16 protein-coding genes are annotated in these 18,157 nt (G+C 39.9%); 11 read left to right on the top strand and 5 right to left on the bottom strand.

Going from position 1 to position 18,157, the window contains the following annotated elements:
- The first annotated feature begins 31 nt into the window (after positions 1–31).
- From RU93_RS02020 to RU93_RS01995, 6 genes are all read left to right on the top strand, one after another.
- Positions 32–1,519 (top strand): ABC transporter permease, encoded by a 1,488-nt coding sequence (locus RU93_RS02020; RefSeq protein ID WP_071873950.1) that lies wholly within the window; start codon positions 32–34, stop codon positions 1,517–1,519.
- 1 nt (position 1,520) lies between these two features.
- On the top strand, positions 1,521–2,456 hold the full coding sequence (gene oppC, locus RU93_RS02015) for an oligopeptide ABC transporter permease OppC (protein WP_071873949.1): 936 nt from the start codon (positions 1,521–1,523) through the stop codon (positions 2,454–2,456).
- Positions 2,457–2,474: 18 nt separating this feature from the next.
- Positions 2,475–3,551 (top strand): ABC transporter ATP-binding protein, encoded by a 1,077-nt coding sequence (locus tag RU93_RS02010; protein ID WP_071873948.1) that lies wholly within the window; start codon positions 2,475–2,477, stop codon positions 3,549–3,551.
- Entirely contained in the window at positions 3,538–4,476 is a 939-nt protein-coding gene (locus RU93_RS02005) for an ATP-binding cassette domain-containing protein (protein ID WP_071873947.1), read from the top strand. Before RU93_RS02010 ends, RU93_RS02005 begins: the two co-directional genes overlap by 14 nt.
- Positions 4,477–4,508: 32 nt before the next feature.
- Complete coding sequence (locus RU93_RS02000; RefSeq protein ID WP_071873946.1) at positions 4,509–5,435, top strand: RNA-guided endonuclease TnpB family protein; 927 nt, start codon at positions 4,509–4,511, stop codon at positions 5,433–5,435.
- A 243-nt stretch (positions 5,436–5,678) separates the two neighbouring features.
- On the top strand, positions 5,679–6,266 hold the full coding sequence (locus RU93_RS01995; protein WP_071873945.1) for a rhodanese-like domain-containing protein: 588 nt from the start codon (positions 5,679–5,681) through the stop codon (positions 6,264–6,266).
- Positions 6,267–6,379: 113 nt separating this feature from the next.
- Here the strand turns inward: RU93_RS01995 and RU93_RS01990 are convergent, their stop codons facing one another.
- The 3 genes from RU93_RS01990 to acnA form a co-directional block, all read right to left on the bottom strand.
- Positions 6,380–6,922: a biotin transporter BioY gene (locus RU93_RS01990; RefSeq protein ID WP_071873944.1), complete on the bottom strand. Its 543-nt coding sequence runs from the start codon at positions 6,920–6,922 to the stop codon at positions 6,380–6,382.
- Positions 6,923–7,003: 81 nt separating this feature from the next.
- The gene (gene icd / locus RU93_RS01985) at positions 7,004–8,239 is read right to left on the bottom strand and encodes an NADP-dependent isocitrate dehydrogenase (RefSeq protein WP_071873943.1); all 1,236 of its coding nucleotides are present in this window, start codon (positions 8,237–8,239) and stop codon (positions 7,004–7,006) included.
- Position 8,240: 1 nt separating this feature from the next.
- Complete coding sequence (acnA, locus tag RU93_RS01980; RefSeq protein ID WP_071873942.1) at positions 8,241–10,934, bottom strand: aconitate hydratase AcnA; 2,694 nt, start codon at positions 10,932–10,934, stop codon at positions 8,241–8,243.
- Positions 10,935–11,120: 186 nt separating this feature from the next.
- Here acnA and RU93_RS01975 point away from each other — a divergent pair, with 186 nt between their 5' ends.
- Entirely contained in the window at positions 11,121–12,473 is a 1,353-nt protein-coding gene (locus RU93_RS01975; protein ID WP_071873941.1) for a citrate/2-methylcitrate synthase, read from the top strand.
- Between the two features lie 69 nt (positions 12,474–12,542).
- Here RU93_RS01975 and rpsD read toward each other — a convergent pair whose 3' ends face one another.
- Complete coding sequence (gene rpsD / locus RU93_RS01970; RefSeq protein WP_071873940.1) at positions 12,543–13,154, bottom strand: 30S ribosomal protein S4; 612 nt, start codon at positions 13,152–13,154, stop codon at positions 12,543–12,545.
- A 364-nt stretch (positions 13,155–13,518) separates the two neighbouring features.
- Between rpsD and RU93_RS01965 the strand changes: the two genes are divergently transcribed.
- Positions 13,519–14,316 (top strand): formate/nitrite transporter family protein, encoded by a 798-nt coding sequence (locus RU93_RS01965; RefSeq protein ID WP_071873939.1) that lies wholly within the window; start codon positions 13,519–13,521, stop codon positions 14,314–14,316.
- A gap of 161 nt (positions 14,317–14,477) precedes the next feature.
- Here the strand turns inward: RU93_RS01965 and RU93_RS01960 are convergent, their stop codons facing one another.
- A complete protein-coding gene (locus tag RU93_RS01960; protein ID WP_071874122.1) occupies positions 14,478–14,915 on the bottom strand; it encodes a GNAT family N-acetyltransferase in 438 nt (145 codons plus the stop codon).
- A 122-nt stretch (positions 14,916–15,037) separates the two neighbouring features.
- On the opposite strand from RU93_RS01960, the gene RU93_RS01955 reads away from it, so the two are divergent.
- The 3 genes from RU93_RS01955 to RU93_RS01945 all read left to right on the top strand — a co-directional run bounded on the left by RU93_RS01955 (position 15,038) and on the right by RU93_RS01945 (position 18,103).
- Positions 15,038–15,484, top strand: a complete 447-nt coding sequence (locus RU93_RS01955) for a YaiI/YqxD family protein (protein WP_071873938.1) — start codon at positions 15,038–15,040, stop codon at positions 15,482–15,484.
- A gap of 132 nt (positions 15,485–15,616) precedes the next feature.
- Positions 15,617–16,687, top strand: coding sequence for a D-alanine--D-alanine ligase (locus tag RU93_RS01950; protein ID WP_071873937.1), 1,071 nt, complete (start codon positions 15,617–15,619; stop codon positions 16,685–16,687).
- 75 nt (positions 16,688–16,762) lie between these two features.
- Positions 16,763–18,103, top strand: a complete 1,341-nt coding sequence (locus RU93_RS01945; RefSeq protein ID WP_071873936.1) for a UDP-N-acetylmuramoyl-tripeptide--D-alanyl-D-alanine ligase — start codon at positions 16,763–16,765, stop codon at positions 18,101–18,103.
- Positions 18,104–18,157: the final 54 nt, after the last annotated feature.

Genomic DNA, 18,157 nt, shown 5'->3' with positions numbered 1-18,157 from the left:
TTTACTTACATATAGAAAGTAGGGACAAATTTTGAAGCGATACCTTTCATTTAGAATACTAAGATCAATCCTCAGTATCTTTCTGGTAACGACAATCACTTATGGTGTGATTTATACCTTAGTTCCTCGTAGAAATGTCTTTAAAGACGATATTAACTATGGGAAACTTAAAGGGAAACCAGATGAGTTGGCGAACTATGAGAACACTGCCTTTAGCAAAATGGGATATATTGAATATTTATCTTCAAAGGAATTAATTGATACCGTAAGTCAAGACCATGAAGGATTAACTGGGGAGCCAACTGCAGAGAACAAGGCAATTTTGCAAGAGTGGGCAGACACGAACGGTTGGGAATTACATCAATTGCCAATCAGTAAAGCCTTTTATACGACGAAAGATATCCCATTACCAACGCGTGTGTTCCGTTTTTATGCCAATATGATACAGATTGATCATCCATGGAAGGTGAATGATCCGTCAAATCCGGATCTAGAGCGGTCACTACGTTTCGAAAAAGACGAGACAATTGGATGGGCCTTAGTTGGTTCAGGGACACAATTTAAATACCAAGTGTATTTCAATAAACAGTTCCCGTATATCCATCAAAATATCGTGCACTTAAACTTAGGCGTATCATATCCAACGTTTGCCGGTCAAGACGTGATGAAAGTCATCACTGGTGGACAAGGGAAAACAGATAGCCGTGAGTTAACATTCCCAACAGGGGTTACTGCGAAATCAGCAGCAAATCTTTATTCAAGACAATACCAAGCAACAGAGAAATTATCCTCACAAGAGAAAAAATTATTCAATGATAACTATGCGATTACCGATAACATTTATCAAGATCCTTCAATGATTGGTATTTCATTTAGAATGGGTGTCATTGCGGTCTTACTTGCTTATGGCATCGGCATTCCGTTCGCGATGTTAATGGCACGCTACAAAGGGCGCTTCCCAGATAAATTAGGAATTGGGTTAGTTACCGTTTTAATTTCTGTACCGAGTTTAGCGTTTATTTATTTCTTCCGTTTCCTTGGAAGTAATTGGTTTGGATTACCCGATTCATTCCCAACCTTTGGCGCAGGTGATATTCGTTCCTATGTTTTACCAACCGTAATCTTAGGGTTACTATCGGTTTCGAACATTATCATTTGGATTCGTCGTTATATGATTGACCAACAATCAGCCGACTACGTGAAATTTGCGAAAGCAAAAGGTCTGAATACACGCGAAATCGCGCGCAAACATATCTTTAAAAATGCCGCAATTCCAATTGCGAACCAAATTCCAATGAGTATCATTGGTGCAATTACTGGTGCGACAATTACCGAGACAGTCTTTGCAGCACCTGGGATGGGTAAAATGTTACCGGATGCCATTATGGCCAACAACAATCCGATCGTGATTGCAGTTGTCTTTATCTTTACAACAGTTGCCGTGACGTCTGTTCTATTAGGAGACTTAACGATGGCAATGGTTGATCCACGAATTAACTTAGCAGAAAGAGGAGAATAAAATGGAAAAAACGAATCAAAAAATAAATGATGGCTTTACTTTCGTCACCATTGACTCCTTGTCTTCTGAAAAAATTGATACACCAACGTATTCCTACTGGCGTTCAGTCGGTCGCAAGTTCTTTTCGAACAAAACCGCGATCGCGATGCTCGTATTAATGACCGCAATTTTATTAATGTCTTTTATCCAACCAATCTTTAGTGGTTATGATTTTTTAAACGTAGAAGATATTAATGATTTCTCCAAACGGTACAATCCACCAAGTTTACAGTATTGGTTTGGAACGGATGCAAACGGGATGTCTCTGTTTGACGCTGTTTGGGCAGGAGCGAAAACGTCAATCTCGATTTCTGTTATCGCAACAATTATTACGACTACCATTGGGGTCGTTTTAGGAGCCATTTGGGGTGTGTCACAAAAGTTTGATAAAGTCATGTTAGAAATCTATAATGTCATTTCAAACGTTCCTCAATTATTGATCATCATTGTTATGTCTTATACATTTGGAAATGGATTTTGGAATTTAATCTTTGCCATGTGTGTGACAGGATGGTTAGCACCAGCTTACTTTATCCGTGTACAAGTCATGATTATGCGTGATCGCGAATACAATTTAGCGTCACGAACATTAGGAACACCAAAAGTACGGATGATTTTTAGAAATATCTTACCGTATTTAACATCTATTATCGTAACAGACGTGTCTCGTTCACTTCCGGCTTTCATCTCTTATGAGACATTCCTATCGTTCTTAGGGGTTGGTCTGAGCGCGAATGTACCGTCGTTAGGCCGTTTGATTTCACAATATACAAACAATATGGGGAACTATCCATATTTATTCTGGATTCCAGTTACCGTTTTAGCCTTAGTTTCTGTTTCTCTTTACATTGTTGGACAGACATTGGCCGATGCCGCTGACCCAAGAACACACATGTAAAAGGAGGAATAAGTTAAAATGGCGAAAAAAACAATTTTAAGTGCTGAAAATATTTCCGTTGGCTTTAAAGTTCGTAGTAGTGAATTACGTGCCATTCGTAACGTTTCTCTTGAATTGAAAGAACAAGAAACGTTAGCAATCGTAGGAGAGTCTGGTTCAGGTAAATCTGTATTGACTAAGACTTTTACTGGAATGTTAGAATCAAACGGAGCAATTACTGGCGGCACGATTCGTTATCAAGATAAAATTTTAAGTGATTTGAAAAAAGATTCTGATTGGGATGGCATTCGTGGGAAAGAAATTGCCACTATTTTCCAAGATCCGATGACCTCATTGAATCCAATTAAAACAATTGGTTCGCAAATTTCAGAAGTCATCATTAAGCATCAAAAAAAATCACCAAAAGAAGCAAAACAAATGGCAATTGATTTAATGAATCGCACCGGCATTCCCTATGCTGAAAAACGCTATGACGATTATCCTTTCCAATATTCAGGTGGGATGCGTCAACGGATTGTCATTGCCATTGCGTTAGCGTGTCGTCCAAAGATCTTAATTTGTGATGAACCAACAACCGCATTAGACGTGACGATTCAAGCGCAAATTTTAGATTTAATTCGTGAATTACAAGAAGAATATAAATTTACAACGATTTTTATTACGCATGATTTAGGTGTCGTGGCATCGATTGCCGATCGGGTTGCCGTGATGTATGCAGGGCAAATCGTTGAAACCGGTACTGTGGAAGATATTTACTATAATCCACAACATCCGTATACATGGAGCTTGTTATCGTCATTGCCGCAATTAGGAAACCGTGGGGATCAGTTGTATTCTGTTCCTGGAACACCACCTTCTTTATATAAAGATATTAAGGGAGACGCCTTTGCACCACGTAGTTCTTACGCAATGGAAATTGACTTTGCGGAAGAACCACCGATGTTCCAAGTATCCGAAACGCACTTTGCCAAAACATGGTTGCTAGACCCAAGAGCGCCTAAATCAGAGAAACCAGAAATCATCCAAAACTTACATGAAAAAATGGTTGCTTTACTAAAAGCACAAGCTGGAGGAATTGAAGATGTCGAAAGATAAAGAAGTTTTATTATCCATTAAAGATCTTGAGATCACCTTTGGCGAAGGCAAAAAGAAATTCGTCGCGGTGCAAGATGTGAACTTTGATGTCTATAAAGGAGAAACCTTCTCGCTTGTAGGAGAATCTGGTTCTGGTAAGACGACAATTGGACGTGCGATAGTTGGCTTAAATCAAACGAGTAACGGTGACATTGTTTTTGAAGGTAAAAAAATTAATACGAAGTTATCAAAAGAAGAGATGGAAGATAAAATCCGTAAAATCCAAATGATCTTCCAAGATCCTTCTGCTTCATTAAATGAACGGGCAACAGTTGAGTATATTATCTCTGAAGGATTATACAACTTTGGTTTATTCGACTCGGAAGAAGACCGCCTCGCAAAAGTAGAAAAAATTATTGAGCAAGTGGGTTTGTTACCGGAACATATGTATCGTTATCCCCATGAATTCTCAGGCGGTCAACGTCAACGGATTGGGATTGCGCGTGCGTTAATTATGGAACCTTCCTTAGTAATTGCCGATGAACCAATCTCTGCGTTAGACGTTTCGATTCGTGCACAAGTCTTAAACCTACTGAAAGAATCACAAATTCAAAACAACGTAACCTATTTCTTTGTCGCACATGATTTATCTGTTGTTCGCTTCATTTCTGACCGAATTGCTGTTATTCGTTCTGGACGCATTGTCGAAATGGCTGAAACGGAAGAACTATTCCGTAATCCGTTACACCCTTATACGCAAGCCTTATTATCAGCGGTGCCAATTCCAGATCCGATCTTAGCGCGTAAGAAAGAACTGATTGTTTACGACCCAGAAATGCATGATTACTCGGTCGATAAACCAACCTTTAGTGAAGTAAAACCAGGTCATTTTGTTTATGGAAATGAAAAAGAATTAGAAGGATATCGCCAAACCATTCGCTCGTAAGGGTGCCTTCGTCCAAGAATTGAGGTCGAGAAATGAGTGTCTTAAAAGCGTATCGCTTTAGAATTTATCCAAATGAAGAACAAAAACATTTTTTCGTGACGACGTTTGGTTGTGTTCGATTTACGTATAATCATTTACTTGTTGCGAGGCAACAGTCAGAAGGGGGAAAACTAACCCCAGCGGCCTTAAAAAAAGACTATCCGTTTTTAAAAGCGACGGATAGTCTCGCTTTAGCCAATGCCCAACGCAATCTAGAGAAAGCTTTTCGCCGATACTATACGGGGAAAAGTGACTATCCGAGTTTAAAGAATAAATCGAATCCTCTACAATCTTATACGACAAACAATCAAGGACAAACGATTTGTCTTTCCGATGGTTATTTAAAATTACCCAAATTAAAAAGTTTGGTTGCAGTGAATTGCCATCGTGAAATCAAAGGAACGATTAAATCTGCTACAATTTCTTCGAGAAATAACGAAGAATTCTTTGTCTCTTTTTTATGTGTGGAAGAGGTAGAACCACTACCGAAGACGTTAAAGACCATTCATTTGGTCTATTCACCGAATAAATTATTAGAAAGTTCTGAATATACACCGCCGACTTTATGCAATCAAGAACAATTGCTTGATAAAATCGATCGCGCGCAGCGAAAGCTGAGAGTTCGTGGGAAGATCGCACGAAAACGCCGAGTTCCTCTAGCGTATGCTAAAAATTATCAAAAACAAAAAGAAAAACTTGGTCGCTTGCAACTTTCTTGCCGAGAGAAAAAAGAAAATTATTTTGATCAAGTTTCATATGCGATTGTTCGTCAATTTGATTTTATTCATGTGACAAAAGAGTTGCTGTTTGAAACGTTACCAGATCAACCACTCTATTTCTCTAAAGCAGATTGGCAAATGTTTCTAAAGAAGTTAGAATACAAGGCTGAATGGTACGGGAAAGAACTTACGTACGAATAAGTCGCAGAACTGGAAGGAGCTCCAGGGATCGCCTAGGGTATAGAAAAAGTCTTTGGGCTTTTGTTTCTAGGAATCCGCCTCACTAATTATGAAAAACCGAAAAGAAAAAGCCGGAGAATCGAGTGATTCTTCGGCTTTTTCTTTGGTTGTATCACTTCTATTCTTGGCGACAAATACTAAATCATTTCTTAAACGACGATTCTGTATTATAATCATAACAAATAATGATAGAGGAGTGATATTTTGAAACACGTTACATTTGAGGAATTAAAAGGGGCTCAAGTGATTGATACACGGTTACAACACGCTTTTCAATCCGGTTCTACTAAGAGGGCTCTGAATGTCCCGTTAGCGAAATTCGAAAAAGTGGCGAAGAAATTACTTGATCCGCAAACGCCCCTTGTTTTTCTTCTAGCCAAAGAAGATCAGGCAGCGTTAGAATTGCTAGAAGCACAAGCGAAGCAACAAGGGTTCCAGTCGATTCTCGGTTACGTATTGGTGGACGATATCCCGACAGACCAGATGCATCTAACCAAGACCATTTCTGCAAAAGCATTTTTGGCGCAAGAGTCAGATTATGTGTTGCTAGATGTGCGTGAACCAGAAACCGTCACAAAAAAAGCGCCTGAAAAGAATTTAATCGTTATTCCATTAGCGAATATTGCTGAAAATCACTCGTCGCTCGATCGTCATAAAGAAATCTATACCTTGTGTGGATCGGGGAATAGTGCCACGACGGTAGCCTCTTTTTTAAATAAAGAAGGCTATGATGCGATCGTGATAGAAGGTGGCGTGACCGCCATCTTAAAGGAACAAGAAGCAACAAAATAATCTCCTAAACTCATGAAAAAAAGGAACACAAGTAGCTATGACGAAGTTGTCGCAGCTACTTGTGTTTTTTGTATGAGTCCTCTAACCCTTGAAGGCATCCTCAGCTAAAAATCCTAGATAAAATAGAAATACTTCTCTGGTAAACGTCTTTTTAACCACACGGCGAGTATTCCGACACCGACAGCTTTAATCATCTCTGGTAATAAAAAAGGAAGAAATCCGCTCGAAAATCCTTGAGTAATCGTTAAATTAGCGACGGCACTTAACCAAAAACTACCAATAATCAAGGCAAGAATAAAACCAAGAAAATTAATGACGATAACGTACCAGTAAGACCATGCCCCTTTTTTTAGGAGGCTTCCAATCAAGAGACTTGCTATGAGATAGCCAATCAGATAACCACCTGTTGGTCCAAAGAGCACGCCAATTCCACTTTTTCCACCAGCGAAGACCGGTAAGCCGATAAAACCTAATAATAGATAAAGCGTGATGGCCCATGATCCTGTTCGACGGCCTAATAAGGTAGCAGTCAAACCGACTGTAAACGTTTGGAGACTTAACGGAATAAAACCTAACGGAATGACAATTTGGGCACTAACGGCAATCACCCCCGCAAACATTGCTGCTAATAATTGTTCTCGTAACGCTAAACGCATAAAAAAACTCCTCTCTAAATAATAGCTGTGAGAGGAGTATACCATTACGTTAACCAATTTGTAAATAGAAAGTTAACGAAATTAATGATTTAAGAGGGTGATAAGATACTCACCAAATTCTTGAGTTGAAAGCAAAGTAGCATCGGGTAGTTGATGAGCAAAATCACTCGTCACTTGTTTGCGAACAAGTGCTTGTTCAATCGCCTGTGTAATGAGATCTGCGGCCTCTTGCCAACCGAAGTACTCTAGCATCATCACACCTGAAAGTAAGAGCGAGGATGGGTTGGCTTTGCCGAGACCGGCGATATCTGGAGCAGTACCGTGAGTCGCTTCGAAAATGGCATACCCTGTATGGTAATTGATGTTAGCACCAGGCGAGATGCCAATTCCCCCAACTTGGGCTGCTAATGCATCAGAAATATAGTCACCATTCAAATTGGTTGTTGCCACGACATCATAGCGTTCTGGATAAAGGAGAATCTGTTGCAAGAAATTATCGGCAATCACATCATTGATAATGACTTTACCTGATACTTGAGCCTCTTTTAAGGCCGTTTGAGCCGCGTCAGCACCTTTGTCAGCTTTTATCTTATCAAATTGTCGCATCGTGAAGGTTGTCTCTTTAAAGCTGCTTTCAGCGAGGTCATATCCCCAGTTTTTAAAACCGCCTTCGGTAAATTTCATGATATTTCCTTTATGGACAAGCGTCACACTTTTACGGCCTTGTTTGACTGCGTAATCAATTGCCGAATGGACCAAGCGTTGGCTTCCTTCTTTTGAGATTGGTTTAATCCCAATACCAGACGTTTCAGGGAAACGAATCGATGTAACGTCTAATTCTTGTTGTAAAAAGTCAATGATTTTTTTCGTTTTCGGATCGTCAATGGCAAATTCGATACCGGCATAGACGTCTTCCGTATTTTCTCGGAAAATGACCATATCGGTTTTCTCAGGTTCTTTCACCGGCGAAGGAACGCCTTTAAAGTAACGAACGGGACGCACACAAGCGAATAAATCTAATTTTTGACGCAATGTCACATTAATGGAACGAATGCCTCCGCCGACAGGTGTCGTTAATGGTCCTTTGATGGCGATTTTGGCCTCGTGAATGGCCTCGAGTGTCGCTTCTGGCAACCATTCGCCTGTTTGGTCAAACGCTTTTTCCCCGGCTAAAATTTCTTGCCAAAGAATCTTTTTTTGTCCTTGATAGGCTTTTTGAATGGCGGCATCAAAAACGGGTTGACTAGCTTGCCATATTTCTTGTCCGACGCCATCGCCAGGAATATAGGGAACGATTTTTTCTTCAATATGTGTCATCTTATAGGCTACCTGCGCTTTCACTTAATTTTTTACGAATAACCATTGGTAAAATCCCTTGGTGTTTCCAGTAGCGGATATCTGCAGGCGCGTCAAAACGCAGACGTGTCATAAAGGATGTTTCATGATTTTGCGCGTCGGTCGCGATGACTTGAACGAGTTGGTTGACAGTTGGTTCTTCTGGGAGCAAGACTTGGAAAGTTTCCGTTCCAGTAAGTCCAAGCGACTCTGCGGTATCACCTGCTAAATATTCTAATGGGACAACCCCCATCATGACTAAGTTGCTACGATGAATCCGCTCGAAACTTTCGGCTAAAACGACTTTCACTCCGAGTAATTGCGTCCCTTTTGCCGCCCAGTCACGGGAAGAGCCCATACCGTAATCTTTACCGGCTAAAATCATACAATTGATGTTTGCTTCTTGGTAACGCAAAGCAGCATCGTAAATAAACATTTCTTCACCTGTTGGTAAGTAACGTGTGTAACCACCACTAATTTCAGGAACGAGTTGATTTTGGAGACGAATATTTCCGAATGTCCCACGCATCATAATTTCATGATTCCCGCGACGTGAACCGTACGAGTTGAAATCACTGTAACGCAAGCCTTTTTCTTTTAAATATTTTCCAGCGGCCGAGTGCAACGCAATACTGCCGGCAGGAGAAATATGATCGGTGGTAACAGAATCTCCTAGTTTTGCTAAAATTCGCAAGTCTGTTAAGACGCCTTGTTCAGGTAATTCTCTTGTCAGACCTTTAAAGTAAGGTGGGTGAGCGATATAGGTTGAAAGTTCATCCCATGAATAGCAATCACTGTGCGTGGTATCAATCGCATTCCAACGCTCATTGGCACTAAATAAATCACCGTAAGCAAGGCGGAAAGCTTCAGGAGAAACAAATTGATCGATATAGCGTTGAACCTCTTCTTTATCAGGCCAAATATCGCTTAGCATAATGGCTTGACCGCTTGCATCAACGCCAATTGGTTCCGTCGTTAAGTCTTTTGTGACAGTCCCAGCAAGAGCGTAGGCAACCACGAGTGGTGGAGAAGCAAGATAGTTCGCTTTAATTAATGGATGAATCCGTCCTTCAAAGTTACGGTTTCCAGACAGGACAGAAGATACAAGCATCTCTTCTTTTTGCAAAGCTTCGGTAATTTCATCTGCCAATGGTCCAGAGTTACCGATACAGGTTGTACAGCCGTAACCAACCAAGTAGAAACCGAGTTTTTCGAGATAAGGCATGAGTCCGCTTGCTTCGAGATAGCTGGTAACGATTTTTGAACCAGGAGCTAAGGATGTTTTAACGTAGTCAGGCACTCTTAATCCTTTTTCAACCGCATTTTTTGCAAGTAAACCGGCTGAAAGCATGACGAATGGATTACTTGTATTCGTACAGCTTGTAATGGCCGCTAACAGTAAATCACCAGTTTGAATGACTTTGTCTTCTTTATCCCACTCGATAACGACTTGCTTTTCAGTTTCTTCCGTGCTTAAACCAAAACCTTTTGGTCCGACAGGTGCCGTTAAACTATCATGGAAGTCTTGAGCGACCTCGGTTAATAAGATGCGATCTTGTGGCCGTTTTGGTCCAGCTAAGGCGGGTAGAATTGTTGCTAAGTCTACCGTGATGACTTTTGTATAAGTGGGCTCAATAGTGTCATCGTAGAACAAGTGATTTTGTTTTGCGTAAGTTTCAACACGTTCGATGACAGTTTCTGAGCGTCCAGTAATTTTTAAATAGCGTAATGTTTCGTCGTCAATCGGACAAAAACCACACGTCGCACCATATTCAGGAGCCATGTTGGCGATGGTTGCGCGGTCAGCTAAGCTTAATTCGTGGTAACTTGGACCAAAAAATTCAACAAATTTACCGACAACGTTTTCTTTGCGTAGCGTTTCAGTAATGGATAACACTAAATCCGTGGCAGTCGCACCTGGTGATAAAGTTCCGACGAAACGGACACCAATTACTTCAGGAGTCGGGAAGAAGGACGCTTCGCCTAAAAGAGCAGCTTCGGCTTCAATTCCACCAACACCCCAACCGAGCACGCCTAAGCCGTTAATCATGGTTGTGTGGGAGTCTGTTCCTTGCAAAGTATCTGGCAATAGCCAATCAATCCCAGCTTTATGTTCCGTTAAAATAACTTCAGATAACACTTCTAAATTGACTTGGTGAATAATCCCCGTTTCTGGCGGCACCACATCAAAGTTTTCAAAAGAAGATTGTGCCCATTTTAAAAACTCGTAGCGTTCATTGTTGCGCTCGAATTCTTTGGCCGTATTGAAGGCAATAGCACCTTTGTTGCCATATTGATCGACTTGGACGGAGTGGTCAATCACTAAGGTCACCGGAATATCTGGATTGATATCTGCGGCTTTCCCATCCAATGCAACCATCGCGTCACGCATGGCAGCTAAATCGACAACAGCTGGAACCCCAGTAAAATCTTGTAAAATAACCCGAGCGACCTTAAAGGGCACGACACCTTGAGGATTATCCGCTTGCCAGTTGGCTAAGGAAGCAACGTCGTCTTTTGTGATATCTTCTCCCATCTGACGAGCGACACTTTCTAATAATACTCGGATTGAATAAGGAAGATTCGTTAAATTTGAATGATAAGTTTCTGCGACAGCGCCTAGATCAAGGTAATTGTACGTTTTATTCGACAGTACAAGTTCTTTATGCCAGTTCATAGGTGGTCCTCCAGTCTATAAAATATTAGAGATATGGCATAATTATACGTTCAAAATGAAAAAAAGCCAATAGTAAATGAAAAATTCTTTCATTTTAGTCTTACCGTGCTATAATACATTTTAAGAAATAAATACAAATAATGTGTAATCTAACATAATCATGTTAGAAGATATAAAAAGGAGTCGATGTTTTTGGATCGCGAAAAAATGTTAACGCAAATCGAAGAAAATAATCAAATTGCCAATGAGTTATATTCGAAATACGAGGTAAAACGTGGATTGAGAGATGATCAAGGAAAGGGCGTCGTTGCGGGTCTAACCACGATTTCAACGGTCTATCCAGAGAAAATGGTCGATGGACAAGTCGTTGCAGGTTGCGGTGAGTTGCGCTATCGTGGGATTTCAATTGATGATTTAGTCGAAGGATTTGTTTCAGAAGATCGTTTTGGTTTTGAGGAAGTCGCGTACTTACTGTTATTTGGTGAGCTACCAAACCAAGAGGAGTTGGCTGAATTTCAAGCGTTGATTGCGAGTAATCGGACGTTACCCACGAATTTCGTTCGTGACGTCATTATGAAAGCCCCTTCGGCAGATGTGATGAACAGTTTGTCTCGTAGTGTGTTGACGCTAGCGAGTTATGATGAGGCTTCGGATGATATTTCGTTGGAAAATGTGTTATCTCAAAGTATCATGTTAATTAGTGTTTTTCCGTTATTAGCGATTTATGCGTATCATGCCTACAATCACTATAATAAAGAAGAAAGTATGTATATTCATTTACCAGAAGAAAATTTAAGTACTGCAGAAGCGTTGCTACAAATGTTGCGTCCAGATCGCTCTTATACGAAACAAGAAGCACAAACATTAGATATGGCGCTTGTTTTACACATGGAGCATGGTGGCGGGAATAACTCGACCTTTACGACACGGGTGGTAACTTCTAGTGGAACGGATACATATTCAACCATTGCAGCAGCATTAGGCTCATTAAAAGGTCCAAAGCATGGTGGGGCGAATATTAAAGTCACCCAAATGATGACAGATTTAAAAGCGCAGTTAACGGATTACAGCGATGAAGCGGCTGTTGCGCAATATTTAGAAGATTTACTCGATAAAAAAGCCTTTGATCAAAAAGGGTTAATTTATGGAATGGGCCATGCGATTTACAGTGATAATGATCCGCGTGCCGCCATTTTCAAACGCTATGTTTCAAAATTAGCGGAAGAAAAAGGCGAAGAGGCTTGGAAAGAATATCAACTGTATACGTTAGTCGAACGTCTCGCGCCGGAAATTATTGCGAATAAACGAAAAATGTTTAAAGGTGTGAGTGCCAATATCGATTTCTTTAGCGGATTTGTGTACAACTTGCTTGATCTGCCACCAGAAATTTATACACCGATTTTTGCTATTGCGCGCATTGTTGGTTGGTCTGCCCACCGCATGGAAGAATTAGTTAATGCTCAAAAAATCATTCGACCAGCATATCAAGAAGTGACAGAAGATCGCGAGTATCAAGCGATGGCTGATCGTCAGTCGTAAAGTAGTTGTGCGGAACAAAAAAAGAACGAACACTTCTCGAAAGAAGGATTCGTTCTTTTTTAATCAGTATTAGATTAATTTTTTGTAGTACTCAACGACTAATAACTCATCAATTTCTTGTGGTAATTCGTCGCGTTCAGGTAAACGAGAGAATGAACCTTCTAATTTTTCGTCATCAAATGTTACGAATGGTAGACGACCAATTGTTGATTCAACTGCTGCTTTGATTACAGGAACATTTTTAGATTTTTCACGAACAGATACTAATTGTCCAGGTTGTACGCGGTATGATGGAATATCAACGCGTTTGCCATCGACAGTAATGTGACCGTGGTTTACTAATTGACGTGCTTGACGACGAGTAGTTGCTAAACCTAAACGGTAAACAACGTTATCTAAGCGTTGTTCTAGTAAAATCATGAAGTTCACACCGTGAGTTCCTTCTTTGACTTTGCTTGCTTGTACGAATAACGTACGGAATTGACGTTCGTTCATGCCGTACATGTGACGTAATTTTTGTTTTTCGTTTAATTGTAGTCCGTATTCAGAGCGTGCTCCACGGCTAGTTGGTCCGTGTTGACCAGGTGCGTAAGGGCGACGAGCTAATTCTTTTCCTGTGCCAGATAATGAAATACCTAAGCGACGAGAAATTTTCCAAGATGGTCCAGTATAACGTGACATAATGAGATTCCTCCAATAAATATGATTTTTTTGGAGTAAAATAATCCGATGAAAGTGTTATTCTTCGTGTAGTTCATTCTTCAATCTTCACCTATGCAGCCGTGGCTACGCAATTGAACTTTCGAAAAAGCGATGAACTGGGGACGAGGAACTTGTTTTCTGCTGCATTATTTTACACAACTTACAGTATAGCATTATTTAATATTTAGTGTCAAATAAGAATTTGAAAATGAAGAAAAAAGCTTTTATTAAATTAATATTTTTTTTCACAAGATTGCTTTACAAATGGAACAAATCTATTTAAAATGAAAAAGACAGATTTGTTTCAGAAAATAAATGATTTTAAAAAGGAGTAACCTGAAAAATGAATCCAATTTCACCGCTATTTGAAAAAATTGATGCTTCAATCGGGAAAAAAGTTGATTTGATTGAATCGAGTTATGCTCGATATGCTTTGCGCTCGATTATGGCCTGCGCTTTTCTCACGCTCGGAACCGGTGTCGCTTATGGTATTGCGATAAAAGGTGAGCATATTGTACCAGGATTAGGAAAGATGTTATATGCCTTTATGTTTAGTTGGTCTCTTGTCATGATTTTATATATGAACGCTGAACTCGGTACGTCGAATATGCTTTACATGACAGTTGGGTATTATCGTCGTCGTTTAAATTTTTTAAAAGCTGCAAAGATTTTATGGACATGTATTTTATTTAACTTAATTGGTGGTATTATTTTTGCTTATTTACTTTCATTAACAGGGCCGTTCCAAGATCTTCCACATAATAGCTATTTATTTGAATCAGCGGTTACGAAATTAAGTAAATCGACACTTCAAATTTTTATTGAAGGGATTTTTGCGAATATTGTCGTAAATGTAGCTGTACTCGTTAGTATGCGGATGAAAGATGATGCAGGAAAGATTTTAGCCATTATTTTTATTATCTTTATTTTTGCTTACCTTGGATTCGAACACGTTATCGCCAATTTCCCTTTCTTTACCTTAGCATATTTTGCTTCAAATGGGACTATTGCTGGCATGGACTTTGGAAGTGTGATGCATAATTTAACATTTGCCTTGCTCGGAAATTATGTAGGTGGCGGATTGATTATTGGTTTAGGTTACGCTTGGTTAAATAATACCAAGTCGACGTATGTTGATTAATGATAGGAAGAATGAAAGAACCTTAGAAAACAAATCTGTTTTCTAAGGTTCTTTTATTGGCTCTTCGGTAAAAGGAAGGCTCCATAAAATAACATATCCGAAAAAAGTGTTGAAGACGGACACGAATATCAGTCTTCAACACTAAAAGTTATACCATCCTTTTATTTGAGTTCTTTGATGAATTGCTTTTGTGTTTTATGCGAAACATAGCCTAATTTTTCATAAAAATGATGAGCTTGTATCCGTAAAGTACCAGAGTTTAGGCGGATCACATCGAATCCTCTTTTTGTAGCTTCATTTTCAATGCCCTGCATGAGTAAACGACCAATACCTTGCTTTTCATGTTCCTTAGAGACGGCCAGAGCTAAAATATTACATGCTGGTCTCACAACAAGAGATTCATACCTATGTGCATGAACGTAGCCACAAAGCTCACCGGAATTTGTGTCTTGCCAAGCTAAGAAAAAATGTTCTTCAGAATCATTTAGGAGTTTCGTCAACTGCTTTCTTGTAAAGGTCAACGAGACATCATAACCTAATTGATTTTTATTCAGCTGGTGTAATGCCTCTGCATCTTCTATGCGAACTTCTCGTAACAACATAATCCCTTCTTTCGCGGTATCCTACCAATATGATATCATGTTGGTAGGATACGATGGAAGTGGTACTTTTATTCGTTTGGTAGAGAAATAATCGAAAAATAAAATAAAGGAGAATGCAAATGCGCTTAATGGTAGATGGTGATGGCTCACCAGTCAAAGAAGAAGTCATTCGTTTAGGGCAGAGATTCCAGTTGCCTGTGATCATCATTACGAGTGTGGATCACTATACGACAAAAGAATATCCTCCTTTCGTGCGATTGGTGTATGTTGATAAAGGAGCCGATCGTGCCGATTATCAAATTGTAAAAGAAATCTTGCCAGGGGACATTTTAATCACACAAGATTATGGTCTTGCTTCGCTCGTTTTACCCAAGCAAGCACGTGTTTTTCATCACTCAGGGAAAGAGTATCTAAAAGAAACGATTGATACGTTACTGATGCAACGTTATTTGAGTGCCGAAACCAGACGTGCGGGCAAACGGACGAAAGGTCCAAAAGCTTTTACGCAGCAAGATCGAGAGCAGTTTTATGAAATAGTATCTCAAATTCTGCAAAAAACAGAATAAAAATCAACTTGTGAAAGCCCTATCATTATTTTTTCGTTAAACTATGTTCGTGAACTTAAATCTATGATAAAATGTGTAAGGATTAAACACGCAAGTTCATGAAATTGTTGGAACTATTAGGAGGACGCGTTTTTGAAAATTATCTTATTATATGGCGGGCAAAGTGCAGAGCATGAAGTCTCAATTTTATCGGCTTTTTCTGTCTTAAATGCTATTTATTACAACTACTATCAAGTACAACTCGTTTACATTACGAAAGAAGGGCAGTGGCTTAAAGGACCATTACTGACTGAAAAACCGGCTTCAAAAGAAGTATTATCGTTGACGGTTTCAAATGGAGGACAGCCAGGTGAGACTTATGGTGAGTTAATCATGCCTTGTCAAATTAAAGAAACAAATGCGATTGTGTTTCCGTTGTTACATGGACCAAATGGAGAAGATGGTACGATTCAAGGCTTTTTAGAAACGATTGATGTGCCTTATGTTGGGGCGGGTGTTTTAACAAGTGCTTGTGGCATGGATAAGATTACGACGAAGTACTTATTACAAGCAGCAGGAATTCCTCAAGTGCCATTTGTACCGGTTTTAAAGAATCAATGGAAAGAAAATCCTAAAAAAATCTTTGAACAATGCGAAGGGTCATTATTGTATCCGATGTTTGTTAAACCAGCAAACATGGGGTCGAGTGTGGGGATTTCGAAAGCGGAGAATCGTGAGGAGTTACAGTTAGCCTTAGAAGAAGCGTATCGCTACGACACACGTGCCGTGATTGAACAAGGGATTGAAGCACGTGAAATTGAAGTGGCCATCTTAGGAAATGAAGATGTCCGGACGACAATGGCGGGTGAGATTGTTAAAGATGTAGCTTTTTACGATTATAATTCAAAGTATATTGATAATAATATTACAATGGCTATCCCAGCGCAGATCCCAGATGAAGTTCAAGTAAAAGCACAAGAATATGCGAAGTTAGCGTACACCATGATTGGTGGTAGTGGATTAAGTCGTTGTGACTTCTTCTTAACAAGTAAGAACGAGTTATTCTTAAACGAATTAAACACCATGCCAGGGTTCACACAATTTAGTATGTATCCGGCACTGTGGGAAGCGACGGGCTTACAATATGGTGATTTAATTGAAGAGTTGATTCAATTAGGATTGAATCGCTACGAGCAACGTCAAAAATTTTTAGTTAAGCTATAAAAAAAGTCGGAGGGGATCTAAAAAGCACAGATGCTTTTTAGATGTCTTCCATTTTTAATTAAAGGAGACGCAATTATGAGAGTAACAGCAAAAGAAATTGCTACGGCATTGAACATACCAGGAAATTACGATGATACAGTGATTACTAGTGTCGAATTTGATAGTCGACTCGTCCAAACGCAAAGCCTCTTTGTACCATTAGCAGGTGTCAGAGATGGTCATGAGTTTTGCCAACAAGCAATAGAAAAGGGCGCAGTCGCGACGTTTTGGAGTAGACCGCTTAGTCAAGCACCAAGCGATTTGATTGTTTTTCCGGTGGCAGACGTGGCCAAAGCGTTTCAACAATTGGCGGTCTATTACCAAGCACAGATTGCACCGAAAGTGGTGGCGATTACTGGTAGCAATGGGAAAACAACCACAAAAGATATGACAGCGAGCGTATTGTCGCAACGATATCGGACGTATAAAACGCAAGGAAATTACAACAATGACTTAGGGATGCCGTACACGATCTTGCATATGCCAGATGATACAGAAATGCTTGTCTTAGAGATGGGGATGGATCATGCGGGCGAAATTGCGTTTTTATCGCGTTTAGCGCAACCAGATGCCGCTGCCATTACGATGATTGGCGAAGCTCATTTAGAAAATTTAGGTTCTCGAGAAGGCATTGCACAAGCGAAAATGGAAATCACGGCTGGACTTAAAGCAGACGGATTATTGGTTATCCCTGAACAAGAAATACTCTTAAAACCACTTGTCACAACATTGACGCAACAAATCCAAACAGTAGGCTTCATGCAAGGAGATATTCAAGGGACGATTATTCTTGAAGAAAAAGAACAAACACAATTTAAAGTAGGCGAAGAACAGTTTACGATTCCAGTTTTAGGAAGTTACAATGTCATGAACGCGTTAATTGCCTATACTTTAGGGAACTATTTTGGTTTGACAACCACTCAAATTGCGCGCGGTTTAGCGACGTTTCAACTAACTAAAAATCGGACACAGTGGTTAAAAGCAAAAAATGGTGCGGATCTACTCAGTGACGTTTACAATGCTAATCCCACAGCAATGGGCTTAGTATTAGAAAGTTTCGCGCAATTAACGTTAAATGGCAGACGATTGGCTGTACTAGCTGATATGTTAGAGTTGGGTCCTGATTCAAAAGCGATGCATGCGAACATGGCAGCCTTTTTGACTGAAGCGTATGATGAAGTCTTTCTCTATGGGTCGGATATGCAAGCCCTATATGAAAAGATCAAAGAAGGACCTGTAACCGTTCATTATTTTGAAAAAGAAGCGAAGCCACAACTGATTGCGGCCATTAAAGAGGCACTCCAACCGACGGATAGTTTATTACTCAAAGGCAGTAACGGAATGGGGTTAGCAGAAATCGTAGAAGCCTTACAATGAAAAACAGTGAGAAAACTTTCTGTAAAAGAAACGTGAAACTTGCTGAAATGATTT

The sequence above is a fragment of the Enterococcus aquimarinus genome (assembly GCF_001885765.1).
GTDB classification, from domain to species: Bacteria; Bacillota; Bacilli; order Lactobacillales; family Enterococcaceae; genus Enterococcus_I; species Enterococcus_I aquimarinus.
The sequence above is the reverse complement of the archived record's forward strand: the minus strand, read 5'-3'. Positions and strand labels throughout refer to the sequence as shown.